Below are 26,907 nucleotides of genomic sequence, written 5' to 3' on the forward strand. Positions count from 1 at the left end.
ATAAGAATGAATGCCGCAACCGCCGAATTAAGCAAGAATCCGGCTAGATTCGATTTGCTGCTGCGCAAAGCGCTACTGAATAAACTCAGTCATTTGCAAGATGCACAATTAACGGTGACCGACCCGCTCGGCAAAGTCGTACTCGGTAGACCCGGTCAGGATGGCCTCAGCGCCGAGATCAAAGTCTTCGATATGAGTTCTTACCGGCAGATATCGTTAGGCGGCTCGATCGGCGCCGCCGAGTCCTATATGGACAAATTATGGCAAACCGACGATTTGACTTCGGTGATCCGTATTTTGGTGCGCAATCGAGACTTGCTAGACAGCATGGAAGGCGGGTTGGCAACCTTGACGAACACCTTACTTAAATTCTGGCATTTCGCGCGCCGAAACTCCAAGCATGGCTCGCGCAAGAATATCGCCGCGCATTACGATCTGGGTAACGATTTGTTTTCGTTGTTTTTAGACAAGCACGGGATGTATTCGTCGGCGACTTATCACGATCTCGAACTCAGTCTCGAAGAAGCCTCGACGGCTAAATTGGAACGTATTTGCCGAAAATTGGACTTAAAGCCCAACGATAATGTCCTCGAAATCGGCACAGGTTGGGGCGGCTTTGCCACTTATGCCGCCAAGCATTTCGGCTGCCGCATAACGACCACGACCATCTCGAAAGAGCAGTTCGAGGCCGCACGGCAACGCATCGACGATGAAGGAGTCGCCGATCGTGTGACAGTGCTGATGGAGGATTACCGGGATTTGACCGGAGTGTACGACAAACTGGTGTCGATAGAAATGATCGAAGCGGTTGGGCATCATTATCTCGATACTTACCTCAAGCAGTGTGCGAACTTATTAAAACCGAACGGTCTGGCCTTGATTCAGGCGATAACGATCGAAGATCAGCGCTATAAACAGGCGCTGAAGAGTGTCGATTTTATCAAACGCTATATTTTTCCTGGCAGTTTCATTCCGTGCGTCAACGCGATTATCGCGAGCGCGTCGCGGAGCACCGATTTGCGCTTGATCAATCTAGAAGATCAAGGCGAAAGTTATGCGCTAACATTAAAAGCTTGGCGGGAACGTTTCATGGCTTCGCTCGATAAGGTTCGGGAGCAAGGCTACGACGAACAATTCATCAGGATGTGGGAGTTTTATCTGTGTTATTGCGAAGGCGGCTTTTGGGAAAAATCGATTTCCAACGTGCAATTGCTGCTGGCCAAACCCGGCAATCGCCGCGAACAATGGCTGCCGCGTCATGAATCGCAATAACCTCATTAATATGGCTTGGATGCAAGGCTTGTGGTTTGCAGCGGTCTTGTCGGCGGCGTCAAGCCAGTATTGGCCGGCACCGGTTATTTTAGTGTTGTTCGGGCTTTGGCATACCCGCCCTGCGATTCATGTCGCCGGCGATTTTCGTTTGGTGCCGGCTGCGGTCGTGCTTGGCATGATTTTGGATAGCAGCTGGGTTAGGTTCGGTTGGCTCGAATATGCTTCTCCTTGGCCGGATACCGATTATGCACCTTTATGGATTTTGCTGTTGTGGATCGGCTTGGCGCTCACCTTGAATCATTCGCTGGCCTGGTTGCAATCGCGTCTTTGGTTGGCCGGACTGCTCGGCGGCATTACGTGTCCGTTTTCTTATTGGGCGGCGGCAAGACTCGGTGCGCTCACTATCACTGAGAACTCCGGAGTTTGGATCTTCGGCCTGGCTTTGAGCTGGGCAGCGGCGCTACCGCTTTTGTTATGGATGGCGCGTGTAATCAGACAAAAAGATCATTCACTGGAGGCAAAACATGTTTAGTTTAATCGTAATCGCGGTACTAAGTACCGTGGCGATGTTAATGGCTTGGGTGTGGCAGCAAAACCACAAAAATGCCGGTATCGTTGATGTGATTTGGTCATTCGGAATGATGTTGGCGGGGCCTTGGTATGCGTTGACGGGAACCGCCCCTCTGTATTTACAGCTCAGTCTGGCCTTACTGACGTTCGCCTGGTTTTTACGATTGGGAAGTCATTTGTCTGCACGGGTGTTCGGGGAGCCGGAAGACGGTCGTTACCAAGCGATGCGGGCAGCGATGCAGAATAAGGCCGATAGCGGATTTTTGCAGTTTTTTTTAATGCAAGCCGGTTTTATCTGGGTGTTGTCCCTCCCGTTTTGGGCGGTCGCGCATACTCGCGATCCCAATCCGGTCATGGTTTTTTGCGCATTACTGGTTGCCTGTTTGGCCTTATGGGGCGAAACCACGGCAGACCGGCAATTGGCCGAATTTCGGAAAAATCCCGATAATCGTGGGCTGACGTGCCGAGCTGGTTGGTGGCGTTATTCCCGGCATCCGAATTATTTTTTCGAATGGCTGCATTGGTTCGCTTACCCGCTGATGGGTTGGGGCGGCGAATATCAATACTGGCTATGGCTCGCACCGGTCGTGATGTTTTGCTTTTTGTATTTTCTGACCGGTATTCCTTATACCGAACAACAAGCCTTGCGTTCTCGCGGAGATGATTACCGCCGCTATCAACAAACCACCAGCAAATTTTTGCCATGGTATCCGAAATCGACTTTTCCTTTGCAAAATCGATTTTCTATGCTGAATGCGATCGATCTGGCTGAGCGAGGTTTAATTCCCGATCCATTGATGCGAATCGGTATTCGAAATTTGTTGAGGCAACGTCTTAACGACGAATGCGCGAATGATGTCGAAAAGCAAAGCTTGCGTTATCTGTCGTTATTACAAACGCTGAGAGAAAGCCCTATCGCGATAGAAACCGATGCGGCAAATCGCCAACATTACGAAGTCCCCGCGGCTTTTTATCGACATGCACTGGGCAAGCATCTGAAATATTCGTCGTGCTACTGGGACGAAACGACTCAAACACTCGATGAAGCCGAAGCGCGTATGCTAAAGCTGACTTGCGAGCGGGCGGAATTGGCGGCCGGCCAGCAAATACTTGAGTTGGGTTGCGGCTGGGGCTCGTTGACTTTATGGATGGCCGAGCATTATCCCCGCAGTACAATTACGGCAGTATCGAACTCGAATAGTCAACGCGAATATATCCTCGAACAGGCGGAGCTAAGGGGCTTACGCAATCTCGAAGTAATCACCTGCGACGTGAATCGCTTGTCATTGACTGAACGGTACGATCGCGTCGTTTCGGTAGAGATGTTCGAACATATGCGCAATTACGAACATTTGATGAGTAATATCGCCAGCTGGTTAAAACCCGGCGGCAAGCTGTTCGTGCATATCTTTTGTCACCGTTATTTGGCCTATCCGTTCGAAACCGAAGGCGACGACAATTGGATGGGACGTTATTTTTTCACCGGCGGATTGATGCCGGCTCGCGACACGCTACTGCATTTTCAAGACCGGCTCAGGATAGAATGCCAATGGGACGTTTCCGGCCAACATTATCAAAAAACGTCCGAAGCCTGGTTGAGCAACATGGACCGATACCCATCCGAAATCGATCGGATTTTTGCGGAAACCTACGGGCGAGAAAAAGCGGCCGTTTGGCGGCAGCGTTGGAGGCTGTTTTTTATGGCTTGTGCCGAACTGTTCGGTTATCGGGGCGGGAATGAATGGTTGGTTAGGCACTATCGCTTTATCAGGCCGAGTGAATGATGAGCAAGCAAGGTCTTCAATATAAACTGATTAAGGCTTTTTTACTGCAGATTCTGTTGATCAGTGTTGCGACACTGATGGGTGTGTTTGCCGCCGCTAAAATCGTCGAAGATGTTCTGGTTCGCGAAGCCTTGCAAGGCGAAGCCGGTCATTTTTGGGAGCGCTATCGGCAAAACAGAAATTTTCCTGCGCCCGATACGCGTAATATGAGCGGTTATCTGGCTTCTAGCGGCGATTTTTCCAAGGTTCCCGGAGCATTACGACCGCTGCAGCCCGGCTTCGGCCGTGCTTTAATAGAGGGACGGCAGCCGATTGTGTACATCGAGGACAAAGACGATGCGCGACTGTATTTAGTCTTCGATGAACAGCAAGTCGCAGCCTTGTCGTTTTATTTCGGTGTCGTCCCGCTGAGCTTGGTATTGGTTTTGATTTATGTGTTCGCCTGGATGTCCTATCGCCAATCTAGGGACGCAATCTCGCCGGTGATTTTACTGGCTCATATCGTCGAAAGTTTCGATTTCAAAAAACAAGGACTCGCGGAACTGGATTTGAGCGAGTTACGACAAACCACCGATAGCGATGTCGCCAAGCTGGTCGATGCCTTAGACCACTTTACCGAGCGCCTGGAATTGTTCATCGAACGCGAACGCAATTTTACCCGCGACGCCAGCCACGAACTCAGAACGCCGCTGGCCGTCATCAAAAGCTCGTTGGCCTTGTTGCATAAGCGCTCGGATTACCAGCCGAACGAACAACGATCGTTGCAAACGATTGAAAACACGCTACGCGACATGGAAGGCCTGATCGATACGCTGTTATTACTGGCCCGCGAAGAATCTTCCCCGTTACCCGAAGACGACGTGCTGATCAATGATCTGCTCAGCAACCTGGTCGAGCAAGTCGGCCGGGCGGTCACCAATGAAAAAATCAGTGTCGAAGTCGAACAGAACTGTTTATTGTCGGTGCCTGCCGCCGAAAAGGTCTTGAGTATCTTGCTAAGCAACTTGCTACGCAACGCTTTCAGTTACACCCGGGCAGGTACGGTTTGCATTACGATCGACGAAAATCGCGTCACGATCGCGGACACCGGCATCGGCATGGAACAAAAACAACTCAAACAGGTGTTCGAACCCTTCTATCGCGCTCAAGAAGGCCAAAACGGTCACGGCTTAGGTTTGACGATCGTCAAGCGGCTCTGCAATCGTTTTGGCTGGAAGCTCAAAATCCGCAGCAAGCCCGGGGAAGGCACGGCTATATCGGTTGTTTTTCCGAAAGCGCGCCGGGTCGGCGGGAAGAGGTCTTAACGGTTATACCCATCGCACTTCAAATTTCGGCATTGACGTATGGACACCCCGGTGTCGAAATTTGACCAGCACAGGGTATAAACTGCCGAATTTTGATCTGCGTTGAGTGCGCTGAGTACATTTCATACTCGTTTCTAAGTAAGGATACTGCTCATAATTGTCACATGATTAAAAATTCTACTTCGAAAAAACACTTATAAACACTAACAATGGCGTTAAAAACATGTCAGAAAACAGTAGCGTAAAAACCCGAATCTCCGTCTTGATATTTTTTTGCGGTTTGTTCTTTTTTGTATTAGGAGTCGGGTACTCAATTTGGATACAAAACCAGTTGAATGCCGACAGCACGGCTTTCGATGCTAAATCCCAACTCGCACAAGCATCTTATACATTGCTCGGCATCATGGCTGGATTGATAATCAGCTCCATCATAACGGTATCTGTCGCGCTGGAACGCTTTATCGCGATGCCTATTCGCGACAATCTAAAGCAGTTTAAAACCGTTCGAAAAGATCTGAATCTCCGTCTCGAACACAAACACCAAGACGAATTAGGCAGCCTGTTTGAAGCCATCAATACCTATTCGGGAAATCTTCAGCAAATCATCGAAGAAGTTGCAAGAACATCGGACGACCTCAATGTCGCCGTCGAACAATTTGTCGGAAATACGCACCAAAGTATCGATCTTGCCCGATCTCAACAGCGAGAAACCGATCAAGTCGTCGACGCTAGCGCGCAAATGGCTGTTTCTTCGAACGAAATGGCTGAACATGCCGACGCAACTCAACAAGCCGCATCGGCAGCCAAACAGCAAACTAAAACCGGTTTGCAAGTCGTCAATCAAACGATTTCAGCAATCAGCATGTTGGCCAGTCAAATGGAATCGATGCAAGCGACGGTCACTCGGCTTGATCAAGGCAGTCACAACATCGGAGATGTTATCGATACAATCGCCAAAATTGCAGATCAAACTAATCTATTGGCACTAAATGCCGCGATAGAAGCCGCTAGAGCGGGCGAACACGGAAGAGGTTTCGCGGTCGTCGCGGACGAAGTCCGTAAACTGGCATTCGATACTCAAGAGGCCACGAAACAAATCCATGCGATCATTGTCGACCTTCAAGATTCCGCGCAAGCCGTAACCGGAGAAATCGAGCACGGCACGGCACAAGCTCACGATTGTGTCGAACAGGCCAATAAAGCCGGAGAATCGCTTCACGAAATCGATCAACGCGTCGATTCGGTTTACGACATGGGCAAACAGATTTCCACAGCGGCACGCGATCAAAATACCGTGGCAAGCGAAGTCAGCCAAAGCATGCTTCGGATCAACGAACTGGCCGAAGCCAACACGCAAGCAATGAATCAAAACAAAGATGTCAGCGACGCATTGTCGCAACGTGCTAACAAACTGGAACAATTGGTCGGCAACTTCAAAACCGATACGTTCTCGTCGAGCATGGTCGAATTCGGCCGCGACGACATCGAAAGCGCGATGCGTAAAATGAGTGCCGCAGAGCTCGATAATATGGCTTTCGGTGCGATCGAGTTGGACCGCAACGGCCGCATTCTGCATTATAACGCGGCCGAAGGCGCGATTACCGGTCGCAACCCGAAAGAAGTCATCGGTCGCAATTTTTTTTCCGAAGTCGCCCCTTGCACCGATACGCCGAAATTCAAAGGTGAGTTTGACAAAGGCATACGGATGGGATTCTTGAATAAAAAATTCGAATACACCTTCGACTACAACATGCGCCCGACCAATGTAAAAGTCCACATGAAAAAGGCGTTGAGCGGCGATACCTATTGGATTTTCGTAAAACGCGTATGAGATGGTGGCAAGACAACGCAAATTTGCGCCGTTTTATCGTCGACTTTGTGCTCGACCATTTAGGCTCGTTACGATTGGGAGCGCCTTTACCGTCGCCTCAATCCGTGATGCTTGCAGAAGGTTGGTGGGCTCCTCCGCTCGGCATGGATTCTCTCGAGCTCGTCGATTGCGCGAGCGCCTTTGCACAATCGCTTGCTATCAACGATAGCGGTTTAGGAGACCTGTTACTGGCCAAGCCTAGCGTCAATGGTTGGAAGGAGATTGCAACGGCCAGTCTCGAAAATTCAAGCCATACACTTCGTTTCCGAAGTTCCGGCTCGACCGGAAAAGCGCATTCTGTAACGCTCCCTTATGCCCACATAGAACAGGAAGCCCGATTCATCGCGAATAACTTGTTTAGCCTACATTGTCCCGCGCCACGGATTTGGTCGCTGGTTCCGGCCCATCATATCTACGGCTTCGTTTTCACGATGGTAGTCCCTACTCAAATGCGGGAATACCCGACCATAATCGACGCACGGCAGCGTTTACCGATTTCAATCGAACAGAGCTTGCGATCCGGTGACATTGTCGTCGCTGTACCGGATTTTTGGAGGCTCTGGATTAAAACCGGGTTGCGTCTTCAAAAAGATATCACGGTCGTTAGCGCGGCCGCATCCTGTGAAACCGATGTGCTGCTGGAACTAATAGGGCAAGGGGCGAATGTTATCGAAATATATGGAGCGACTGAAACCGGCGGCATCGGTTATCGTCAGCATCCGAACGAACCATTTACTGTAATGCCGCATTGGCGAGCTGAAGGAGAATGTTTAATAGGGCATTACCTCGAAGCGACTGTCCCCGATCATTTGGCGTGGCTAGATACCAACCGATTCGATATAAAAGGACGCAAAGACGGCAAAATTCAAATCGGTGGCATCAACATTTGTCCCAATGAAATCGCAGCATTGATCAAACAGCATAATGCCGTCGAGGACGCCATCGTCAGATTTGACGGAAGTCGTCTAAAAGCCTATGTGATTCCGAAAAACCTTCAATCATCGCAAGAACTGATAAGCGACTTATCGGTATGGTTATCACAACAACTGCCCGCCACCCATATCCCGAAACATTTTACGATCGGTTTGCAACTACCCCGTAATACGATGGGTAAATTGCGAGACTGGTAATTTTTTGCCAATTGCGACAAAACGAAGGACTTACCTGCTGGATAACCTGCCATGCGGACAAAGCAGAGCGGCTTTGATAACTGAGGGAGGCGCCGAGCTGAGCGAAAGGCTTTTATTTTGCACAAAGCCACTTCGGACCTGAGGCCGGTTTTATGGACTATTCCGGCTAAGAAAAGTATCCTCATTTATCACGAAATCCTTGGTGGCATTGAGGCCTATCCCTTTTTTAAATCTTTCCAATCAGATTGTCATGCTGAAAACAAAATCCAAGACATACAAAATATTAATCGGCTTATGGCTATTGCTGTTTTCAATGGCCAACTCGGAGGCATCCGGCAAGAGGATCATCGTGGCCGTGCTGGGCGACAGTGCCACACAAGGCGTCTGGGCCAATTCAACCTTGGGCAACCCGGGGCTGGATTTTTATTTAAGCGCCAATAAGGCCATACTGCGCCTAGAAAAGTTAAGGCCTGCCCAGCTCGCTTTGATTCAACAACCAGAAAACAATCTCATGGCTTATAGTCGTTTGATGGAACGAAAATTCAGATTCACGGCAAACACTCAGCTTTCCGCTACAGCGGGTAATCAAAGTTATTCGTTTGCCTCCCGTTTAAGACAACACACGAATAGACCGGTCAGAGTCTTGAATGTCGGCTTTCTTGCCGGTTCCTACAAATTCGGCCGACATCAATTGCGTCGACTGAGAAGTAGATTGGCAGGTAGAAGGCCAGATTACATTTTGGTGAACTTCAATATCATCGATGTTGTTTCAGGCGATACCCCTGATAGCTTTAAAAGCAATGTCAAAGATTTTTTCAACCTATTGATCCGGCGTTATCCGCGTAGCCAAATTATCGTGACGCCGCTGCAAGACCCATCCCCGATCTCGGCATTGACCGATACCGTCAGTATTCCGGCTTTTATAGGCTTTCCGACAACGACTTGCCGAGATATTCAAGAACGCGCTTATGGTTTGTTTAAATCGGTGTACACCGATCCGGAGGAAATGTTCCGTTTACAGCAAACCGCCGCTGAAATGAATCAGCTGCTTTCAGATGAAGTCGAGCAAATACGAGGTCGGCAACTACCCTACTCAGTCTTTCAAGGCAAAATCGCACTCACAGAGAATTTGCCTCAAATGAATCAAGACTGGAAAGAATATTTGGCCGCTGATTGTGTTCATCCCAATTTAAAAGGTCAGGCCATAATCGGGGATATGTTATGGGATGCTTTTTTGAGTGAATTAAGCGATTAGCAAAACATTTTCAGGCTTTCTGTTGGAAGGAGCCAAACCGAGCATAATTCCATTGATAGCTTGTTATTAACTTGCAATCCAGACAAATTTGCGTATCCATGTAAATTGCCCCGACTTTCGACGGTATTTTTTTCGGTACCAATTTCGCCGGTCTTGTTTGGCTGTATTTTGAAAGGCATGCGTCTCGAGCATGAGCCCCTGCCGACCAGGCGCACTGACTCCGATAGGATCAAGCAGTTTCACCGAATGACTGTCGCTATTCGAGGTCAACAAGGCTAAAATTAAAGTTTTTTTGATTCTCTGTGCAACGTTGCGCGATGTCGTCGCTTCGACGCAGAATCAAGCGATGACCGCGCTTTGGCGCTTTTAAATCTTGGATTCCAAATAACCCCATGATCAAAACTGAACAGCTATTCGAACACCTACTGACCCATTACCGGGGGCAATTCGCTACCGTTTTTTTACTGCCGATTTCGGCTGTTTACGGCGCCTATTCCGGGTTTCGCAATTGGTTGTCATTTCGCCTCAGTAGCGCCCCGGCAAAACATGAAACCCGCGTTGCCAGCGTCATTCGGCAAATAGAAGATTGGAAAGCGCAAGGAGTCGGGCAAAAACTATGTACGGCGAGGTCGGGCTGGAAAACCATGAGCGAGCTGGTGCCTAAATACAAATTGTCTCATCGCAAGATCGATATCGGACTGTACGACGTGTTGGAAATCGACGCGCAGCGCGGCATCGTTAGGGTAGAGCCCCTCGTTAGCATGGGGCAACTCTCGCGAACGCTGATCTCGCAAGGTTGGACCTTACCGGTGGTGCCGGAACTGGACAGTCTAACGGTAGGCGGTTTGATCATGGGCTTCGGCGTTGAAACCAGTAGCCATAAATACGGCTTGTTTCAGCACATTTGCGAAGCTTTCGAAATCGTGACGGCGGAAGGTAAGTTGGTCAAATGCAGTTCTTCGGAAAACCCCGAGCTGTTTTATCAAATTCCATGGAGTCACGGCACGCTGGGTTTTCTGGTGGCTGCCGAGTTGAAAATCATCCCGGTCAAAAAATTTGTCAGGGTTCATTACCTGCCTGTTCGCAGTTTGGATAATCTGGTCAGCGTATTCGAGCAAGCCTCGCGCGATACCGAAAACAACGATTTCGTCGAAGCTTTGGTCTATGGACGCGACGAGGCGGTTATCATGACCGGTAAATTCGCCGATGCGGTTGGCCAGGACGGTTCTTTAAACGCTATTGGAAGGTGGTATAAGCCTTGGTTTTTTAAGCATGTTCAAGGTTATCTGCAGAGCAATAAGGAAGGCGTCGAATATCTGCCGGTGCGGGATTATTACCATCGCCACACGCGCAGTTATTTTTGGGCGATGGAGGAAATCATTCCTTTCGGCAATCATCCTATTTTTAGAGCCTTGTTAGGCTGGGCTCTACCGCCCCGGATCGAGTTATTGAAGTATACCGAAACGCGAACCACTCAGCGGCTAAGGGAAAAATATCATGTGGTTCAGGATATGCTGGTGCCGATGCGTTTTCTGGAAACGTCCATCGATTATTTCGATAAGCATTTTCGTTTATATCCTTTGTGGCTGTCGCCGATGGCGATCAAAGATAACGGCGGGCAAGGCGGATTTGTGCAGCCGTATAAGGCTGAGGACGGCGAAATTGACGAGCTCTATGTCGACATTGGCGCTTACGGTACGCCGGCGAAAAGCGGTTTCGATAATGCCGAAGCTCTCCCGTTGTTGGAAAAATTCGTGATCGAACATCGCGGTTATCAAGCACTTTATGCGAGAACCTTCATGAGCCGGGATGATTTTAGAAGCATGTTCGATCATAGCAGTTACGATCGGATTCGGGAGCATTTGCCTCACTGCCGGCAGGCTTTCGATGAAGTCTACGATAAAGTTTCCTCGAATGGCAGGGTTGCGCCGGTCGAAATGAGGAAATTGGAAAAGGCGAGTTAAGGGTTTTCACCAATGGTAGAACGGGGGTTTACAACCCATGCGCATCAAGCTAAAAACGGCCAACCCACATCACGCTCTTTCCCAAGCAAAGAGCGGATGCGGGTTGAATAAATAATCGGCCCCGCTGCTGGTAAAAGCAAAGGCTATGCATTTCGCGCGATCAACTGTACCTATAGTCGATATTGTTGGACCCTAAGCTTTCTCTTCTCTGTTGATTTTTCCATTCGCGGTGCCTGACCATGATATCGACGACTTCCTGCGGATCGTCGGTGAGCGTTATGAAATTGAGGTCTTCTTCCGAAATCGTACCGTATTCGATCATTGTTGTTCTTACCCAATCCATTAAGCCTTGCCAATAATCGCTGCCGAATAACACTAAAGGCAACGGATAAATTTTATGCGTCTGCATCAAGGTTAGCGATTCGAAAAACTCATCGAGCGTGCCGAATCCGCCCGGCATGCAGACATAGCCCATCGAATGGCGCACGAACATGACTTTTCTGACGAAAAAGTAGCGAAAATTCAGCGAGATATCCTGATAAGGATTAGGGCGTTGCTCCATAGGCAATTCGATATTCAAGCCGACCGCGGGCGGTTTCTGCGTTTTCGCACCCTTGTTTGCGGCTTCCATGATTCCGGGGCCACCGCCGCTGATAACCGCGAAATTATGCTGGCCGAGTAATCCGGCAATTTCGACCGTTTTCAAATAATAATGATGATCCGGTTTTATGCGCGCGGAACCGAAAATTGAAATCGCATCGCTTAGATCGGATAAGCGGTCGAAACCTTCGGTAAATTCGCTGATAATCCTGAAAATTCGCCAAGATTGATCGCCTTTGACATCATCGATGATGTTGGCGGTGTCGTGTTGTTTGTTTGGGGTTTTCATCGCTTTATTGGGTTACGCTATGATTGAGTACATAAGTACTGAGCGCGCGCATTTTGCTACCGGTGATTTTCGGGAATTTGGGCATCATCAGCGAGCCGCCCTGCACTTTGTGAGTGATATACCTTTCATTTGCATTTTTCTCGTTCAACGAAAAAACGACTTGCGGGACTGCCGGATCTTTGGGTTGATGACATTCTGCACAAGCTTCCTTGAAGATGCTTTCGCCGGTTGCCGAAGAGGCAGGCGTATAGTCGCGGGTACAAGCCGCTAATATAAAAAAGGCCGAAACGAGCATGATCTTAATCATGAAACACTCCTTGAAAAATAATTTTACCGGATTGCAGTGTGGCGCTGACGCGGCCGGTTAATGTTTCTCCCCAATAGGGCGTATTGATACCTTTGCTATACCAAGTCGAATGGTCGACTTGCCATCGACGGCCAGGGTCGAATATGCAAATATCGGCGGATTTCCCCGGTGTCAATGTACCGCTTTCCAAACGCAGTACCTTGGCGGGGGTTTGCGTTAACGCGGCAATGCCTTGGGAGAGGGTAATCAATTTTTCATCGACCAGTTTCAGCATCAGCGGCAGTAACGTTTCAAGCGCCGATATGCCGGGCTCGGTTTCCGGAAATGCGCCCAATTTGGCATCGAGGTCGTGCGGTTGGTGATCCGAACACAGCGTGCCGATGGTGCCTTGCGTCAATGCCTTTCTTAGAAAGAGTTTATCTTGCTCGCTCCGTAACGGGGGCAAAACATGGTAAGCGCTGTCGAAAGGCTTCATGTCGTTTTCGGTCAGATGCAACTGATGCGCCGCGATATCGGCACTGACCGATAATCCGTATTTTTGGGCTTGCTGGATTTTGATCACCGAGCGTCGGCAACTGAGTTGTCCGAAATGCACGCGGCAGCCGGTTAATTCGGCGAGTTCGAGACATTGCGACAACGCGATCGTTTCGGCGGTTTCAGGAATCCCGGGCAAACCGTAGCGGGTCGCAAATGCTCCTTCATGCGCGCAGCCTTCATTGCTGAGACTGTGCTCATTGGGCCGGTAGATCAACAACAAATCATGACTGGCGGCATATTCCATCGCGCGCCTCAATACCAGTAGATTGCTTATCGGTCTGCCGCCGTTGCCGACCGCTATGCAACCGGCCTCTTTTAGCGCCAGCATCGAACTGAGTTCTTGGCCTTCGAGGTTTTGCGTCAGCGCGCCGATTGGTAGGATTTGCCGGTAATTGGAATTTTCAGCCAATTCCTTGACCAATTCGGTAATTGCCGGCGTATCGATAACCGGCCGCGTATCGGGTTGTAAAATCAAAGTCGTAATGCCGCCGGCCGCGGCCGCCTTGGTTTCGGTTTGAAACGTGGCCTTATGGCTTTGGCCCGGTTGGCGCAAGCGAGTGCTGATATCGATAAAGCCGGGGCAGACGATTTGGCCGGAAGCGTCGATGACGCTATCGGGCTCAAAGCCGTTGGGTTTCTCGAACAAGGCAAGGATTTTGCCGTCGGCAACGTAAACCGGACCGGTTCGATCGATCGAGTGGGCCGGATCGATCACGCGTCCTTGTTCGATCAGGATTCTTTTCATCAGGCCGCTCCTTGAGTTTGCATCGCCATCGACATGACTGCCATACGTATCGCGATGCCGTTACTGACTTGTCGTAATATGACCGATTGCGGACCGTCGGCCACGCGCGTATCGATTTCGACGCCGCGATTGATCGGTCCCGGGTGCATCACGATTGCATCGGGCTTGGCGATTTCCAGTTTTTCAGGCGTCAAACCGAAACATTTGAAGTATTCGCTTTCGCTGGGCAGCAGAGCCGAGGTCATACGCTCTTTTTGTAAGCGTAGCATGATGATGACATCGATGTCTTTGAGTCCCTCGGTCAAGTTATGGCAGACAGTGACGCCGAGCGTTTCGACATGTGCGGGGAGTAAGGTTTTCGGTGCGATAACCCGAACTTCGGCCGCGCCCAACGTATTGAGCGCAAGAATTTGCGAGCGCGCAACTCTGGAATGCAGGATGTCGCCGATGATCGCGACTCTCAGTGTGCTGAAATTCGGCTTGAACTGCCGAATCGTGAACATATCCAGCATTGCCTGCGTCGGATGACTGTGCCGGCCGTCGCCGGCATTGATCACGCTGATATGCGGCGCGGTATGTTCGGCGATAAAATGCGCGGCGCCGCTGGTTCCGTGACGTACGACGAACATATCGACGAACATCGCTTCCAGATTACGAATCGTATCAAGCAGGCTTTCGCCTTTCGAGGTGGCCGATGTCGCGATATTCATGCTGATGACATCGGCCGAGAGTCTTTTGGCCGCGAGTTCGAAGGTCGTTCGGGTACGTGTGCTGTTTTCGAAAAACAGATTAACGATGGTTTTACCCCTTAATAAGGGGACTTTTTTCACATGATGCCCCGACATTTCGGCAAACGATTCGGCAGTATCGAGAATTTCGGTTAACAGTGCTTTGTCGAGTCCGTCAATCGTTAGAAAGTGCTTTAATTTACCTTCGGGGTTTAATTGTAAATTGTGACTCATGCCTTAAGCCGCTGCGTCAAGAGTTTGAATATGGATATCCAAGGGATCCGGGCCAGTCAATTTGATGCGTTGATTGGCGTCGAGTTGTATCGTGGTGCCGATACAATCCGGGCGCAACGGAATTTGCCGCCCGTCGCGCTCGATCAGAACCGCCAACACGACTTGATTGGGCCTACCGTAGTCGAAGATTTCGTTGAGCGCGGCCCGAATCGTTCGCCCCGTGCAAAAGACATCGTCGACAAGAATAATATCGCGGCCCTCGATCGTGTTCGGCAAGGCGCTCGGTTTTACATTCGGATGCACGCCGATTTGCGAAAAATCGTCGCGATAAAACGTGATATCCAATAGCCCTAAAGGTTCTGTCAAACCCAAGCGTTGATGCAGGCGTTCGGCAACCCAGACGCCGCCGGTGCGAATGCCTATCATCAATGGATTTTCAAGCTTTCTGGTAGTGATAATCTTGCCGATGGCCGATTCCAGTCGAGTCAATAATTCAGGAATATCGAGGTGTTGATGGGTCATATGTCGGGGTTATTGAGTGTTGAGCCATGTTTGTAATATAAGCTGTGCGGCAAGCCGATCTTGCACTTCCCAGAGCTTGCCGGCGCTGACGCGCACATCGTCGTACAGCATTTGTTTGGCTTCAAAAGTCGTCAGGGTTTCATCCTGCTGAAAAACCGGTAGTTGAAAGCGTCCTTCCAATTGCCGGCAAAATTTGAGCATACGCGGGGTAATCGGATTATCCTGCCCATCATTTTGTCGGGAAATACCGACGACTAAGCCGGCCGGTTGCCATTCTTGTATAAGCCGGCCGATAGCCGTCCAATCCGGTGCTTGATTGACCGAGCGCAAAGTCGATAAGGCATTGGCCGTTCCGGTCGTGGTTTGTCCGACCGCCACGCCGATTTTTTTATTACCGAAATCGAACCCGAGGTAGGTATCGTGATTGCGAGGCGCAAGCGGATCTTGTTTAGCCATGTCCTGCCGGCGCGGTTAATTGATTGATGTCGATGCCGATTTGATGAGCTGCGGCCTGCCAGCGTTGATTGACCGGCGTATTGAAGATGATGTCATTGCCGCTAGGCGTGTTCAGCCAAGCATTATTGACGATTTCTTGCTCCAACTGGCCTTCTCCCCAGCCGGCATAGCCCAAGGCAACTAGATATTGTTCGGGGCCTTCGCCGATCGCGATGGCTTCGAGAATATCGCGCGATGTCGTTAGCGCGATTTCATCCGATATCGTGATCGAGGAATCCCATCTTCCGCATGGATTGTGGATCACAAAACCGCGCTCCTGTTGTACCGGACCGCCGAAAAATACCGGAGCTTCCGCTGCGGCCGGGAAGGTCACGTTGATTTGCATTTGTTTGAAGATGTCGCCCAGCTTCATGTCGATCTGCCGATTGATCACAATGCCTAATGCGCCATCGGCGTTATGTTGACATAGGTAGGTCACGGTATGAAAAAAACCCGGATCGGTCAGATTGGGCATCGCGATCAGAAATTGATTGTTTAAATAAGTCGTATCGGTCATATCGGTAAGTGTGTTCATGGCTGCGCGAGTTAATTGAGTTAACGTGCTGACATTCCCGATTCGTCCGAAAACTTCCAAACCCGGGTAATCACTAAAACATCCAACTCCTTGAGCAATTCTTGCGGCAATGGCGGAAACGGTGCGCTTAAACGAACGATTCTTTTGGCGGCTTCGTCTAAGGCTGCATTGCCTGAAGGACGTTTGATTCGAATATTATATATCGTGCCGTCCGGATTGATGCCGACTTCCATCGTCAACGTGCCGAAAAAGTTTTTTTTACGGGCGACTTCAGGGTAGTTAAGGTTACCGGTCGCTTCCACCTTTTTTTTCCAGTCCATCTCATATTGCGAAGCGACGTATTTATGGGTGCTCACAGCATTGACATGTTTGATCTTACTGATGTCGGCGCTGAGTTGCTGTTGCCGGACTTCGGTGCCCAGCTGCGCAATTTGTTGTTGCAAGGCTGCGGCGGTTATTTTCGGAACCGGTTTGCTTTGCGGTTCAGCCGGGACTTTAGCCGGTGCGGGGGGCGCTTTTGTTTCTGCGGGGCGAATCGTGCTGATTATTTTTTTGGGGGCTGCGGTTTGACGTTGAACCGGTTTGCTTTGCGGCTGCTTGTTAGGCAGGGTCCCGCGGCTGGGCAGTTTTTGCTTGGGGGGTTCCGGCTTGGTTTTTTGTTTACCGGCGCCGATTTGATTTTCCTGGGCTAGAAAACTGGCCTGTTTAGGCGCTTTTTGTGCCGGCGTCGTGGCTAAAGTGATCTCGATTGCACGATGAGTCTCTTCCTGTTTGGGCATTGAAAAATTGATGCCTAGGATGACTCCAATATGAAGTAAAGCGGCAATAAATAGCGTGATCAATAACGCATCGTTTTCCGATGTGTTGGTAGCTCTATTCAAGAAAGTGTTCGAAGCTGTCATAATCTTTTGATTGCTAAAGACTAAATGGAATCCGTGATTTTTTCATTAAACTACAAACCTTAGCTTAAAGGAAGTATCTTACAGGACGTGGTTTGCAACCCTGCCTTGATGTGTCGACTTTGCCCAAACCAAAATGTTCGGGGCGGGCTGAATAATCCGCCCCGCGGCGGTACTTCTCGGATTGCGCTACGCTCCATCCGGGCTACGCTGTTTTCTATGATTTTCGACAGAACCATTTACTCCGCCGCTTCTATACTCATCGTAGATCAATATTCGGCACCGGGGTGTCCGTCAAAGGACGCCGTGAATACGTCCATGTAGGCTCTATGCCAGCTCTATGCTGGCAAAGCCTTTGCCGTATACCCCGGCACCACCTCGGGCACTGCCGAAATTTGAAGTGCGAAAGGTATACCATTGGTATGGATCTGAGAAAGGGCTTGGTTTAGAAAAAATAACGGCCGATCGCTGCATTTTGAACGCTTTTTCGGTTTTGAATATGAATTCAATAAATTTTCGGGAAATTCAGCGAAGTTTTAATTCAATATGATCCATCAATTGTCCGGCGATGTTCAGTCCGAATTGCTTATCCAGTTCTTGCACGCAAGTCGGGCTGGTGACGTTGATTTCGGTGAGATAATCGCCGATGACGTCGATGCCGACAAAAATTAAACCTTTTTCGCGTAAGGTCGGCCCGATTTGCTTGGCAATCCAAGAATCCCGAGCGGTTAGTACGCGGCCTTCCGCATTGCCGCCGGCAGCCAAGTTACCGCGAGTTTCTCCTTGAGCCGGAATTCTAGCCAGCGCGTAGGGTACCGCCTCGCCGTCTACGATCAGAATACGCTTATCGCCGTTTTTTATTTCGGGTAGATACTTTTGCGCCATCACATACCGACAATTGTATTGCGTCATGGTTTCCAAAATAACACTTAAATTCGGATCGTCCTTGCGCAAATGAAAAATCGACGTACCGCCCATGCCGTCCAGCGGTTTTAAAATAATCTCGCCTTGTTCCGCCAAAAATTCGCGGATTCGTTTCGGCTCGCGGGCAACCAAGGTTTCCGCGCAGCATTGCGGAAACCATGCGGTAAACAGTTTTTCATTGGCGTCACGCAAAGATTGGGGTTTGTTGATCACATAAGCGCCTAAGGTTTCGGCTCGTTCGAGCAGATAAGTCGCATAGATGTATTCTTGATCGAAAGGCGGGTCTTTGCGCATCAAGATCGTATCGAGTTGATCCAGGGCGATATCCTGTTCGCCGGAAAATCGATGCCAACGCTCGGAGTTTCGTTGAACTTCCAACAAACGAGTTCGCGCATAGGCGCGGCCGTTACGCATGTAAAGATCATTGAGTTCCATATAGTGCAACTCCCACCCTCTGCTTTGAGCTTCAAGAAGCATTGCAAAGCTCGTATCTTTCTTGATGTTGATGCGATCGATCGGGTCCATGACCATGCCGAATTTTAAAGACATAAAAACTCTCAATAATCAGAAATTAAAAGGGGAGGCAATAATGCGTCAACTATAGCGGTTTCAGAGGCCTTGGGAAAGGATGTTTTAGCTTGTCAGGCGATGGTAATGAGGTTTCAATGATCGATACCATGTACAAGCCTATCTGTTCTTTTGGTTTACGAATGCTCCATAAAGCCGCGACAGGGGGGCGAAAAGCACGCAAGACGAGAAATGTCGGTTCTCGTTGAACGGACGTTTTTTCTTTCGGAAAGGAGTAAAAGGTTTACCTGACAGCTAAATTTTGGTATAAAAGCCGGCTAATTTTTGAACAATGGCAAACAAAGAGGTTAATCATGTCCAGAGTCTGTCAGGTTACAGGAAAACGCCCCGTAACCGGTAATAATGTATCGCACGCAAACAATAAAACCAGAAGACGTTTCTGCCCTAATCTGCAACATCATCGTTTTTGGGTGGAAAGCGAGAATCGCTGGGTTCGCCTGCGTGTTTCCACGAAAGGCATGCGCGTTATCGACAAAAGAGGCATCGATGCCGTTTTGGCCGATTTGCGTAAACAAGGTATTAAGGCATAAGGGGATCAACCATGCGCGATAAAATCAAACTCGTTTCATCCGAAGGCACCGGACATTTTTATACCACGACAAAAAACAAACGCACAATGCCTGAGAAGATGGAGATCAAAAAATTCGATCCCGTTGTTCGCAAGCATGTGATGTACAAAGAAGCTAAAATCAAATAATTTTTTGACGACACTTCTTTCGTTGCCCGGAAAGCCGCGGTTACGCTTACAGAGCCGTGGCTTTTTCGTCTAATACCGTAATCATTGTTTTTTCAGTTTATCTAACACTTCTTTCAGCTTTTCCGTTTGTTTGAATAATATTCGGTATTGCTTGATTGCATCTTCCTTGGCAGCTTCCAGTTGCTTGCATCTTTCGGTAAGTTCTTGATTAATATCTGATAAAGCCTCGTTTTGAGCTTTTAGTCGTTCGATTTGCTCGAGCAACGCTTCGTCATCGGGATTCGTTTTATGCGTCGCGGTCGGAGTGCCTTCTCTATCCGAGATTGTTTCCGAGCTTTCGCTATTGCGAAACGTGGTTTCGAAGCCATCGTCGATCGTGAAGAGAGCCGCCGTTTTTTTAAGTTCAGGCGAGACCTTTTGCATTCCCCCTTCCAAAATAAGCGCCTTGAACTTATTACGGAGCAACAAAAATGCAGCCGCCTCGCTGGTTTTTCCATTAGCGCAAACGACCACGACAGTGCGGGCACGATTGAGCGTTTTCAATTGCATTCGTAGAGTAAAGAACGGCGCGCTAATGCTGTCGTCTAAATGGTTTTGGTTATAGTCCTCGGTCGAGCGGACGTCCAATAAGATCGCCCCATTGGCTTGTTCTTGCTGCATTTGCTCGAAGTCGATGTATTTCAGCGCGGGTTCTTTGATCAGTGTTATAAAATGCTGTCTGGAAAGACGTAACAGAGATAACTTGCTGATGGCTGTAATCGTAACATTCCTGGGTTTATCCGATAACAGAGAGTCTTCGCCGAAAGTATCGCTCGTTCTTAGAAGCGCTAATTTGATCTCCTTGGCATTTTCGGAAGGTTTGCGAGTCAGCAAGCATTGGCCGGATTTGATCAAATAATAATAATCGCCCGGATCGCCTTGATGGAAAACGGCTTCGCCTTTTTCAAAAACGACTTCTTCGAGGCTCATAATTATTTTTTGTAGGTTGGCCGGAGGCAATCTTTGAAATATCGGAGACCTCAATAAAGTTGTCATCCAGTCATCAGAGTTGTCTTCCGGTTCGACTATGACCATGTAGCTACTTTCCTCTTCATAACTCAGCGACGATAAATAATTAAGTGTTTCCGTGGGCAGCCTTAAAAAACGAATGCTATTGCACGCCACGGCATCGATTTTTCTAGGTAATTGGTGAGCTAAGGCGAAGCGGGCCGATTCGCTTTCCGCGTCAATTATTTCGACCTCCAGGCCTTGAGCCTGCAAGGAAACTTGGCCGTCCAATAAATAAAATAAGTCCGCTTCCGTATCCCCTCTTTTAAATAAGACAGCATCGCGTTCTGCCGTTTCGATGGTGACTTCGGCGCACAATGCTTCAAAATGAGGTCCGGGCAGTATGGATAGTGGAACGAGTTTACGGATTGCTTGTGCGTCGTCGGAGCTGATATCTACAGCCATTCAAATTCATTATGAGGATTAAAGTGATTAATATAGCTCATTATCTTAGATAAAGCATTTCACCATGAAGATCATGAGGAATAACAAGTTAATTCAAAGCCTTATTTTGCCTATGCAAATCATTTTTGATTCCCTAATAAGGTTATCCAAAATTTTAGGGTAAGCCTTTGGCCAGCTTCATGAACTTCATGGTTAAACTGCCGAATTTAGGATATAAGTGCCTATTGAACATATACTTCATGCGGCCACATTTTCAGTATTCTGACTTGTTTTAAACATTTTTAGTCTTATATTGTCTACGTTGACTTTAAAGCCTGTCGAGGACTTTCATGAAGAATCACTTATTCGGTCGTTTATTATTAACGTTAGTATTCGGATTTTTAATCGTTACGCAAGTATCGGCAGGATTGCCGGTTGCGGTGGAGGGACAGCCTTTGCCGTCGCTGTCGCCCATTCTCGAACGCAGCATGCCGGCAGTCGTGAATATATCGACATCAACTAATATTCAGGTGAGGGAAAATCCGTTATTGCAAGATCCATTTTTCCGACATTTTTTTCAATTACCGGACCGGCCTCGCCAGCAACAACGCAACAGCCTGGGGTCCGGGGTCATTGTCGATAGCGCGAAAGGCTATGTTTTGACCAATAACCATGTCATCGACAAAGCCGATAAAATCATGGTGACATTGCACGACGGACGTCAGCTCGATGCCAAATTGATCGGCGCCGATCCTGAAGCCGATGTTGCGGTCGTACAAATTGCCGCCGATAACTTGGTTGCCTTGCCTATTTCCAACTCCGACGAATTGAGAGTCGGCGATTTCGTGATTGCGATCGGCAGCCCATTCGGCCTAAGTCAGACGGTTACTTCGGGTATCGTCAGTGCACTGGGTCGGTCCGGTTTAGGCATCGAAGGTTATGAAGATTTCATTCAAACCGATGCGTCGATCAACCCGGGAAATTCCGGCGGCGCATTGGTCAATTTACGCGGCGAATTTGTCGGCATGAATACCGCAATACTGGCGCCGGGCGGCGGTAATGTCGGTATCGGCTTTGCGATTCCGGCTAATATGGCGATGACGATCAAGGAGTCTCTGGTCACTCATGGCGAAGTGCGGCGCGGCTTGCTGGGTGTAACGACTCAGGATTTGACTCCCGAACTGGTTAAAGCCTTCGGTTTAAAAACCAAACACGGCGCCGTAATCAGCAAAGTGGCCGGCAATTCTCCCGCGGCAAAAGCCGGACTCGAACCGGGCGATATTATCACCGAGGTCAATGGCCAAAAAGTCAAAGGCAGTCACGATATTCGCAATATGATCGGTTTAATGAAAATCGGTGCCAAAGTCGATATCGGCTTTATGCGCGACGATAAAAAAATGCTCGTGCAAGCTGAAATCGGCAAGCCGCAGCGGCCTCATTTAGCCGGAAAAACGATTCATCCTCGTCTCGACGGTGCCGTGTTAAGCTCGACGCAAAAAAATCAAATCGAAGGGGTTTTATTCGAACAGATAGCAACAAACTCCTACCCTTGGCGAGCCGGATTACGACCGGGCGACATTATCGTTTCAGCCAATCGCTATCGGATTCGCACAATAGAGGAACTTGCTCAAGTCGCCAATCCCAATAACGCATTGTTGATCAATATACAGCGCGGCGAAGAAGCCTTCTTCTTGGTTTTGAAATAGCATTTTTTGTAACTATTCAGCGCATGCGGTAGGTTGGTGTCAGGCATTGATTTCTAAGGACGCGTGAATACATCCCTGTAAGCTCTGACTGCAACGTCCTGTTGCAGACAGCCTTATAAATCAATGCCTGACACCTTCTCATACATGACTTATGCTGAATAATTACCATTTTTTAAATCACTGACGACAAACTCAATGACCGAACGAACCTTTATTCCGCTCAATATTGCCGTACTGACGGTATCCGACACCCGTAACGAAGCCGATGACGTTTCGGGTAAAATCCTGGTCGACAAGGCGCTGGCATCGGGTCATCGAATTGCCGAAAAAAAAATCGTTCCGGATAATATATATCGAATCAGAGCGGCGCTATCGCAGTGGATCGCCGATGACTCGGTCGATGCGGTTTTAACCACCGGCGGCACCGGCGTAACCGGTCGAGACGGAACGCCGGAAGCGGTAGAGCCGTTGCTCGATAAAACCTTAGACGGTTTCAGCGAAGTCTTCCGAATGATTTCCTATCAAACGATCAAAACCTCGACGATACAATCGCGCGCAGTGGCCGGTGTCGCCAACGGAACCTATATCTTTTGTTTGCCGGGTTCGTCGAATGCTTGCAAGACGGCTTGGGACGAATTGATCGGGGCTCAACTGGATTTTCGGACCAAGCCATGTAATCTGGTGCAATTAATGCCGCGTCTAAAGGAAAGATAACATGCGTTGGAATTTTTTAGTCGTCGGCGCGTTATGTGCCGGCATTGGTGTCGGCTTGGGGGCATTCGGCGCGCACGGCTTAAAAGCAGTGCTAAGCTCCGATATGCTTGAAGTTTTCAAAACCGGCGTGACTTACCAAATGTGGCATTCGTTAGGTTTGTGTACAATCGGCCTCCTGCACCGGCAAAGCCCTCGGCAAGCATTATTGACATGGTCGGCATGGCTCATGTTCGCAGGCATCGTGCTCTTTTCGGGCAGTTTGTACCTTTTGACTTTGCTTGACCAAAAATGGTGGGGCATGATTACGCCATTCGGCGGTCTGGCATTCATCGCCGCTTGGGTAACGTTAGCCTTATACGCAGCCAAAGAGCAGCGGTAGAAGTCGAATAATAAAGGCTATGTTCGCGTTAGCAGTTGAAACGATTCTCTTTCCTACTAAATAAACCACTTAGGAAATAGTCAATGATTGCTTTCCAATACGCTGAGCGTGGAAGAGGGTACGATTACTCGCTTGACAGGACGCCGTGAATACGTCCATGTAGGCTTGACGGCAGCTATCCCTGCTGCCGACACCTGTCAATCGAGCAACCGTACCCTCCTTTCAGCCATTGGCGCGATATTGAAAAAAAAGTTATTCAGAGTTGAATCCTTGGGGTTCATGTTGGCTTTAAGTTCAAAAGTATCAACTATTAACGCGAACATAGCCATAATAAAACACCAAGGATTCGATTAAACGGATGCGGTCTATTTTTTTCGTCTTCCTGCACCCTAACCACCCCTCGGACTTTTATTTGCCGGGGTGATGACAGCTTGTTCATGATCGTTAGCCTATAAAAACAAGCGACTAAACCGAACAAAGCATCAATAAGTACTTTTTTACGGTAAACTTCAACGTAAACCTCCTTTCACAAAAAATATCGAATTAAATTATGCGTGACGCCTCTCCTCAAACGATCTATCTCAAAGACTACAAACCGCCGGAATATCTGATCCACGATACCGACTTGAATTTTACGTTGGATAACGAAAGCACGCGTGTCGTTGCCACGTTGACGATGAGCAGAAATCCGGCCTCGAAAGTCGATGACAGTGCTTTAATTCTGTTGGGCGAAAATCTGACCTTGCTCGGCGTTCAGTTGAATGGCGATACATTAAGCCCCGACCGCTATTTGCAAACACAGGAATCTTTAGTCATTCACGACGTGCCGCAGCACGAAAAATTCGTCGTTACGATCGAAAACACGATCAATCCCAAAGCCAACACGGCACTAGAAGGCTTGTATCTCTCTAAAAACATGCTGTGCACGCAATGCGAAGCGGAAGGCTTTCGCAAGATTACTTATTATCTCGACCGGCCCGATGTGATGAGCCGCTTCACAACTACGCTGGTCGGCGACAAGGAAAAATATCCGGTATTGTTGTCAAACGGTAACAAAAAGGCCCAGGGCGAACTGCCCGATAATAAACACTGGGTTACCTGGGAAGACCCGTTTAATAAGCCATGTTATTTGTTTGCGCTCGTGGCGGGGCAATTGGAATGCGTCAGAGATAGCTTTATCACGCAATCGGGGCGAAGGATAGCGCTTGAAATCTTTGTCGAAGCCCACGATCTCGATAAGTGCGATCATGCGATGCAATCGCTTAAAAATGCGATGCGCTGGGACGAGGAGACTTACGGACTCGAATACGATCTGGATTTGTACATGATCGTCGCGGTCGGGCATTTCAACATGGGCGCGATGGAAAACAAAGGCCTGAATATTTTCAATACCAAATTCGTCCTGGCTCGCCCGGACACCGCGACCGACAGCGATTACGAGCATATCGAAGGCGTGATCGGTCATGAATATTTCCATAACTGGAGCGGCAACCGCGTGACTTGCCGGGATTGGTTTCAATTGAGCCTGAAGGAGGGCTTTACTGTCTTCCGCGATCAGGAGTTCACCGGCGACCGGACCTCGAAAGCAGTCAAGCGTATCGAAGACGTAAACGCATTGCGGACCCGTCAGTTTGCCGAGGACGCAGGGCCGCTGGCACATCCGATCCGGCCCGACGCTTATATCGAGATTAATAACTTTTATACCTTGACGGTCTATGAAAAAGGCGCCGAAGTCGTCCGGATGCTGCATACGCTGCTCGGTCCTCAAGGTTTTCGCAAGGGCTGCGATCTGTATTTTCAGCGACACGACGGTCAGGCAGTTACTTGCGACGACTTCGTTAATGCGATGGAGGCGGCCAATGATGTCGACTTAACGCAATTTCGGCGTTGGTACTCACAGGCGGGCACGCCGGTATTGACCGTTTCGGAACATTACGATAGCGATACGCAAACATTATCGCTGACCCTTAAGCAAGACAACCCGCCGACACCCGGCCAGCCTCGCAAGGAACCGCTGCATATACCGATTAAAACCGGATTGATCCTGCCGGACGGCAATCTGGCGCAATGCCGATTGCAAGGTAGCGAACAAGTCAGTCATAAAATCGTGCTTGAATTGACCGAAAAAGAGCAAACATTTGTATTCGAGCAATTGCCGCAAAAACCGGTGATTTCATTGTTGCGCGGCTTTTCGGCGCCGGTGAAACTCAAGATGCAACGCTCGCTGGAAGAGTTGGCATTTTTGCTGAGCCATGATCCGGACACGTTCAACCGCTGGGAAGCCGGCCAGCTGTTGGCCGGACGTGTCATTGCCGAGCTGGTAGAAGATTTGCAAAACGATCGTTCGCTTACGATCAACCCGGTCTTGATAGAAGCCTACCGAAAAATCGCTCAGCACGGTTGGTTGGATTTATCGTATTTTGCGTTATTGTTAAGTCTGCCTTCGGAAATTTATCTGGCTGAACAAATGCCGATCATCGATGTCGAAGCGATTCATACGGCACGCGAATTTGTTGTATGTCAAATTGCAAAGCACCTTGAAGACGATCTAAGAGGCTTGTATCTGGATAATCACCGGGACGAGTCGGGTTGTTTCGAGGCTAAAGCAATCGGTCGGCGCCGCCTTAAAAATGTCTGTCTCGGCTATTTGAGTAAGTTGGACGATACCGAAATACAGCGCTGGTCGCTCAAGCAATTCGACACGGCCAAAAACATGACCGATCAAATTGCCGCATTGAGCGTCATCGTCAATACGCCGCATCCGGCCCGCGCAACTTGTTTGGATGCTTTTTACCGGCAATGGCGCGACGAGGCTCTGGTCTTGGACAAGTGGTTTGCTTTGCAAGCAACAGCCATTCCGCCGGACACTTTCGATGCGGTGGAACGCCTGTTGAAGCATCCCGACTTCGATTTAAAAAACCCTAACCGCGTTCGTGCGTTGGTCGGCTCATTTAGCCAGGCCAATCCGTTGCATTTTCACGCAGCTAGCGGGAAAGGTTATCGATTTTTAGCCGACAGGATTATTGAATTGAATACGCTCAACCCTCAAGTCGCATCGAGGATGGTTGGCGCATTGACGCAATGGCGGCGGTATGACGAGGGCCGGCAAGCTTTGATGAAAGCCGAGCTCGAACGTATCATGTCGACCGAGGCGATTTCCAAAGATGTTTATGAAGTGGCAAGCAAAAGCTTGGCATGAAAGATATTCTTTGCTAGTCAAATTTCGGCATCGGGGTAGTGCCCGTCAAAGGATAATTACCCAAGATAGTCAATCATTGCCCATAAACTACTCCCTTTTGATTGAAAAACCGTCTAAGAATAAAAGGTAGGGGGATGTGTTTATCGAGGATCGCCGTGAACCCATCCGAGGGGGCTTGACGGCAATCCGAACGCCACGGATGGCGTGTATTAGGGCAATGCAGGGCAGA

The 26,907-nt window shown here is 49.1% G+C and carries 24 protein-coding genes; 14 read left to right on the top strand and 10 right to left on the bottom strand.

What is annotated here, in order from left to right:
- The first annotated feature begins 6 nt into the window (after positions 1 to 6).
- From METBU_RS0116385 to METBU_RS0116430, 8 genes are all read left to right on the top strand, one after another.
- Complete coding sequence (locus tag METBU_RS0116385; RefSeq protein ID WP_017841653.1) at positions 7 to 1,272, top strand: SAM-dependent methyltransferase; 1,266 nt, start codon at positions 7 to 9, stop codon at positions 1,270 to 1,272.
- Positions 1,259 to 1,804 carry a DUF2878 domain-containing protein gene (locus METBU_RS24445; RefSeq protein ID WP_017841654.1) on the top strand — a complete coding sequence of 182 codons (546 nt, stop codon included), beginning with the start codon at positions 1,259 to 1,261 and terminating at the stop codon, positions 1,802 to 1,804. The genes METBU_RS0116385 and METBU_RS24445 overlap by 14 nt, the downstream gene beginning before the upstream one ends.
- Entirely contained in the window at positions 1,797 to 3,626 is a 1,830-nt protein-coding gene (locus METBU_RS26630; RefSeq protein ID WP_017841655.1) for a DUF1295 domain-containing protein, read from the top strand. The genes METBU_RS24445 and METBU_RS26630 overlap by 8 nt, the downstream gene beginning before the upstream one ends.
- Positions 3,626 to 4,930, top strand: coding sequence for a sensor histidine kinase (locus METBU_RS0116400; protein ID WP_017841656.1), 1,305 nt, complete (start codon positions 3,626 to 3,628; stop codon positions 4,928 to 4,930). The genes METBU_RS26630 and METBU_RS0116400 overlap by 1 nt, the downstream gene beginning before the upstream one ends.
- A gap of 223 nt (positions 4,931 to 5,153) precedes the next feature.
- A complete protein-coding gene (gene pyp, locus METBU_RS24450) occupies positions 5,154 to 6,761 on the top strand; it encodes a photoactive yellow protein (RefSeq protein ID WP_017841657.1) in 1,608 nt (535 codons plus the stop codon).
- Complete coding sequence (locus METBU_RS0116410) at positions 6,758 to 7,930, top strand: AMP-binding protein (RefSeq protein WP_017841658.1); 1,173 nt, start codon at positions 6,758 to 6,760, stop codon at positions 7,928 to 7,930. The genes pyp and METBU_RS0116410 overlap by 4 nt, the downstream gene beginning before the upstream one ends.
- Positions 7,931 to 8,180: 250 nt before the next feature.
- Positions 8,181 to 9,185, top strand: coding sequence for an SGNH/GDSL hydrolase family protein (locus METBU_RS0116415; protein ID WP_138767253.1), 1,005 nt, complete (start codon positions 8,181 to 8,183; stop codon positions 9,183 to 9,185).
- Positions 9,186 to 9,577: 392 nt separating this feature from the next.
- Positions 9,578 to 11,149 carry an FAD-binding oxidoreductase gene (locus METBU_RS0116430; protein ID WP_017841662.1) on the top strand — a complete coding sequence of 524 codons (1,572 nt, stop codon included), beginning with the start codon at positions 9,578 to 9,580 and terminating at the stop codon, positions 11,147 to 11,149.
- Between the two features lie 160 nt (positions 11,150 to 11,309).
- Here the strand turns inward: METBU_RS0116430 and METBU_RS0116435 are convergent, their stop codons facing one another.
- The 9 genes from METBU_RS0116435 to gshB all read right to left on the bottom strand — a co-directional run bounded on the left by METBU_RS0116435 (position 11,310) and on the right by gshB (position 18,513).
- Positions 11,310 to 12,038, bottom strand: a complete 729-nt coding sequence (locus METBU_RS0116435) for an LOG family protein (protein WP_017841663.1) — start codon at positions 12,036 to 12,038, stop codon at positions 11,310 to 11,312.
- Positions 12,039 to 12,042: 4 nt separating this feature from the next.
- On the bottom strand, positions 12,043 to 12,345 hold the full coding sequence (locus METBU_RS0116440) for a c-type cytochrome (protein WP_017841664.1): 303 nt from the start codon (positions 12,343 to 12,345) through the stop codon (positions 12,043 to 12,045).
- On the bottom strand, positions 12,338 to 13,627 hold the full coding sequence (locus tag METBU_RS0116445) for a dihydroorotase (protein ID WP_017841665.1): 1,290 nt from the start codon (positions 13,625 to 13,627) through the stop codon (positions 12,338 to 12,340). The genes METBU_RS0116440 and METBU_RS0116445 overlap by 8 nt, the downstream gene beginning before the upstream one ends.
- The gene (locus METBU_RS0116450) at positions 13,627 to 14,589 is read right to left on the bottom strand and encodes an aspartate carbamoyltransferase catalytic subunit (protein WP_014150291.1); all 963 of its coding nucleotides are present in this window, start codon (positions 14,587 to 14,589) and stop codon (positions 13,627 to 13,629) included. Before METBU_RS0116450 ends, METBU_RS0116445 begins: the two co-directional genes overlap by 1 nt.
- Before the next feature lie 3 nt (positions 14,590 to 14,592).
- Positions 14,593 to 15,111 (bottom strand): bifunctional pyr operon transcriptional regulator/uracil phosphoribosyltransferase PyrR, encoded by a 519-nt coding sequence (gene pyrR, locus METBU_RS0116455; protein WP_017841666.1) that lies wholly within the window; start codon positions 15,109 to 15,111, stop codon positions 14,593 to 14,595.
- A gap of 9 nt (positions 15,112 to 15,120) precedes the next feature.
- On the bottom strand, positions 15,121 to 15,567 hold the full coding sequence (gene ruvX / locus METBU_RS0116460; RefSeq protein WP_017841667.1) for a Holliday junction resolvase RuvX: 447 nt from the start codon (positions 15,565 to 15,567) through the stop codon (positions 15,121 to 15,123).
- Entirely contained in the window at positions 15,560 to 16,123 is a 564-nt protein-coding gene (locus METBU_RS0116465; RefSeq protein WP_026130280.1) for a YqgE/AlgH family protein, read from the bottom strand. The genes ruvX and METBU_RS0116465 overlap by 8 nt, the downstream gene beginning before the upstream one ends.
- A 38-nt stretch (positions 16,124 to 16,161) precedes the next feature.
- On the bottom strand, positions 16,162 to 17,043 hold the full coding sequence (locus METBU_RS0116470) for an energy transducer TonB (protein ID WP_017841669.1): 882 nt from the start codon (positions 17,041 to 17,043) through the stop codon (positions 16,162 to 16,164).
- Between the two features lie 522 nt (positions 17,044 to 17,565).
- Complete coding sequence (gene gshB, locus METBU_RS0116475) at positions 17,566 to 18,513, bottom strand: glutathione synthase (protein ID WP_017841670.1); 948 nt, start codon at positions 18,511 to 18,513, stop codon at positions 17,566 to 17,568.
- Between the two features lie 332 nt (positions 18,514 to 18,845).
- On the opposite strand from gshB, the gene rpmB reads away from it, so the two are divergent.
- Entirely contained in the window at positions 18,846 to 19,082 is a 237-nt protein-coding gene (gene rpmB, locus METBU_RS0116480; protein WP_014150285.1) for a 50S ribosomal protein L28, read from the top strand.
- A gap of 11 nt (positions 19,083 to 19,093) precedes the next feature.
- A complete protein-coding gene (rpmG, locus tag METBU_RS0116485) occupies positions 19,094 to 19,249 on the top strand; it encodes a 50S ribosomal protein L33 (RefSeq protein ID WP_014150284.1) in 156 nt (51 codons plus the stop codon).
- A gap of 81 nt (positions 19,250 to 19,330) precedes the next feature.
- On the opposite strand, the gene METBU_RS0116490 is transcribed toward rpmG, so the two are convergent.
- Positions 19,331 to 20,701 (bottom strand): cyclic nucleotide-binding domain-containing protein, encoded by a 1,371-nt coding sequence (locus METBU_RS0116490; RefSeq protein ID WP_017841671.1) that lies wholly within the window; start codon positions 20,699 to 20,701, stop codon positions 19,331 to 19,333.
- Between the two features lie 329 nt (positions 20,702 to 21,030).
- On the opposite strand from METBU_RS0116490, the gene METBU_RS0116495 reads away from it, so the two are divergent.
- From METBU_RS0116495 to pepN, 4 genes are all read left to right on the top strand, one after another.
- Positions 21,031 to 22,386 carry a DegQ family serine endoprotease gene (locus tag METBU_RS0116495; protein WP_017841672.1) on the top strand — a complete coding sequence of 452 codons (1,356 nt, stop codon included), beginning with the start codon at positions 21,031 to 21,033 and terminating at the stop codon, positions 22,384 to 22,386.
- A gap of 195 nt (positions 22,387 to 22,581) precedes the next feature.
- Positions 22,582 to 23,100 (top strand): molybdenum cofactor biosynthesis protein B, encoded by a 519-nt coding sequence (moaB, locus tag METBU_RS0116500; RefSeq protein WP_017841673.1) that lies wholly within the window; start codon positions 22,582 to 22,584, stop codon positions 23,098 to 23,100.
- Position 23,101: 1 nt separating this feature from the next.
- Complete coding sequence (locus tag METBU_RS0116505) at positions 23,102 to 23,479, top strand: DUF423 domain-containing protein (protein ID WP_017841674.1); 378 nt, start codon at positions 23,102 to 23,104, stop codon at positions 23,477 to 23,479.
- A gap of 550 nt (positions 23,480 to 24,029) precedes the next feature.
- A complete protein-coding gene (gene pepN, locus METBU_RS0116515) occupies positions 24,030 to 26,678 on the top strand; it encodes an aminopeptidase N (RefSeq protein WP_017841676.1) in 2,649 nt (882 codons plus the stop codon).
- Positions 26,679 to 26,907: the final 229 nt, after the last annotated feature.

It is taken from the genome of Methylotuvimicrobium buryatense 5G, assembly GCF_000341735.1.
Taxonomy (GTDB): domain Bacteria; phylum Pseudomonadota; class Gammaproteobacteria; order Methylococcales; family Methylomonadaceae; genus Methylotuvimicrobium; species Methylotuvimicrobium buryatense.

What these genes read in the sequence shown, in the direction of transcription:
- METBU_RS0116385 (WP_017841653.1), top strand. Translation starts at nt 7, where the DNA reads ATGAATGCCGCAACCGCCGAATTAAGCAAGAATCCGGCTAGATTCGAT.
- METBU_RS24445 (WP_017841654.1), top strand. Translation starts at nt 1,259, where the DNA reads ATGAATCGCAATAACCTCATTAATATGGCTTGGATGCAAGGCTTGTGG.
- METBU_RS26630 (WP_017841655.1), top strand. Translation starts at nt 1,797, where the DNA reads ATGTTTAGTTTAATCGTAATCGCGGTACTAAGTACCGTGGCGATGTTA.
- METBU_RS0116400 (WP_017841656.1), top strand. Translation starts at nt 3,626, where the DNA reads ATGAGCAAGCAAGGTCTTCAATATAAACTGATTAAGGCTTTTTTACTG.
- pyp (WP_017841657.1), top strand. Translation starts at nt 5,154, where the DNA reads ATGTCAGAAAACAGTAGCGTAAAAACCCGAATCTCCGTCTTGATATTT.
- METBU_RS0116410 (WP_017841658.1), top strand. Translation starts at nt 6,758, where the DNA reads ATGAGATGGTGGCAAGACAACGCAAATTTGCGCCGTTTTATCGTCGAC.
- METBU_RS0116415 (WP_138767253.1), top strand. Translation starts at nt 8,181, where the DNA reads ATGCTGAAAACAAAATCCAAGACATACAAAATATTAATCGGCTTATGG.
- METBU_RS0116430 (WP_017841662.1), top strand. Translation starts at nt 9,578, where the DNA reads ATGATCAAAACTGAACAGCTATTCGAACACCTACTGACCCATTACCGG.
- METBU_RS0116435 (WP_017841663.1), bottom strand. Translation starts at nt 12,038, where the DNA reads ATGAAAACCCCAAACAAACAACACGACACCGCCAACATCATCGATGAT.
- METBU_RS0116440 (WP_017841664.1), bottom strand. Translation starts at nt 12,345, where the DNA reads ATGATTAAGATCATGCTCGTTTCGGCCTTTTTTATATTAGCGGCTTGT.
- METBU_RS0116445 (WP_017841665.1), bottom strand. Translation starts at nt 13,627, where the DNA reads ATGAAAAGAATCCTGATCGAACAAGGACGCGTGATCGATCCGGCCCAC.
- METBU_RS0116450 (WP_014150291.1), bottom strand. Translation starts at nt 14,589, where the DNA reads ATGAGTCACAATTTACAATTAAACCCCGAAGGTAAATTAAAGCACTTT.
- pyrR (WP_017841666.1), bottom strand. Translation starts at nt 15,111, where the DNA reads ATGACCCATCAACACCTCGATATTCCTGAATTATTGACTCGACTGGAA.
- ruvX (WP_017841667.1), bottom strand. Translation starts at nt 15,567, where the DNA reads ATGGCTAAACAAGATCCGCTTGCGCCTCGCAATCACGATACCTACCTC.
- METBU_RS0116465 (WP_026130280.1), bottom strand. Translation starts at nt 16,123, where the DNA reads ATGACCGATACGACTTATTTAAACAATCAATTTCTGATCGCGATGCCC.
- METBU_RS0116470 (WP_017841669.1), bottom strand. Translation starts at nt 17,043, where the DNA reads ATGACAGCTTCGAACACTTTCTTGAATAGAGCTACCAACACATCGGAA.
- gshB (WP_017841670.1), bottom strand. Translation starts at nt 18,513, where the DNA reads ATGTCTTTAAAATTCGGCATGGTCATGGACCCGATCGATCGCATCAAC.
- rpmB (WP_014150285.1), top strand. Translation starts at nt 18,846, where the DNA reads ATGTCCAGAGTCTGTCAGGTTACAGGAAAACGCCCCGTAACCGGTAAT.
- rpmG (WP_014150284.1), top strand. Translation starts at nt 19,094, where the DNA reads ATGCGCGATAAAATCAAACTCGTTTCATCCGAAGGCACCGGACATTTT.
- METBU_RS0116490 (WP_017841671.1), bottom strand. Translation starts at nt 20,701, where the DNA reads ATGGCTGTAGATATCAGCTCCGACGACGCACAAGCAATCCGTAAACTC.
- METBU_RS0116495 (WP_017841672.1), top strand. Translation starts at nt 21,031, where the DNA reads ATGAAGAATCACTTATTCGGTCGTTTATTATTAACGTTAGTATTCGGA.
- moaB (WP_017841673.1), top strand. Translation starts at nt 22,582, where the DNA reads ATGACCGAACGAACCTTTATTCCGCTCAATATTGCCGTACTGACGGTA.
- METBU_RS0116505 (WP_017841674.1), top strand. Translation starts at nt 23,102, where the DNA reads ATGCGTTGGAATTTTTTAGTCGTCGGCGCGTTATGTGCCGGCATTGGT.
- pepN (WP_017841676.1), top strand. Translation starts at nt 24,030, where the DNA reads ATGCGTGACGCCTCTCCTCAAACGATCTATCTCAAAGACTACAAACCG.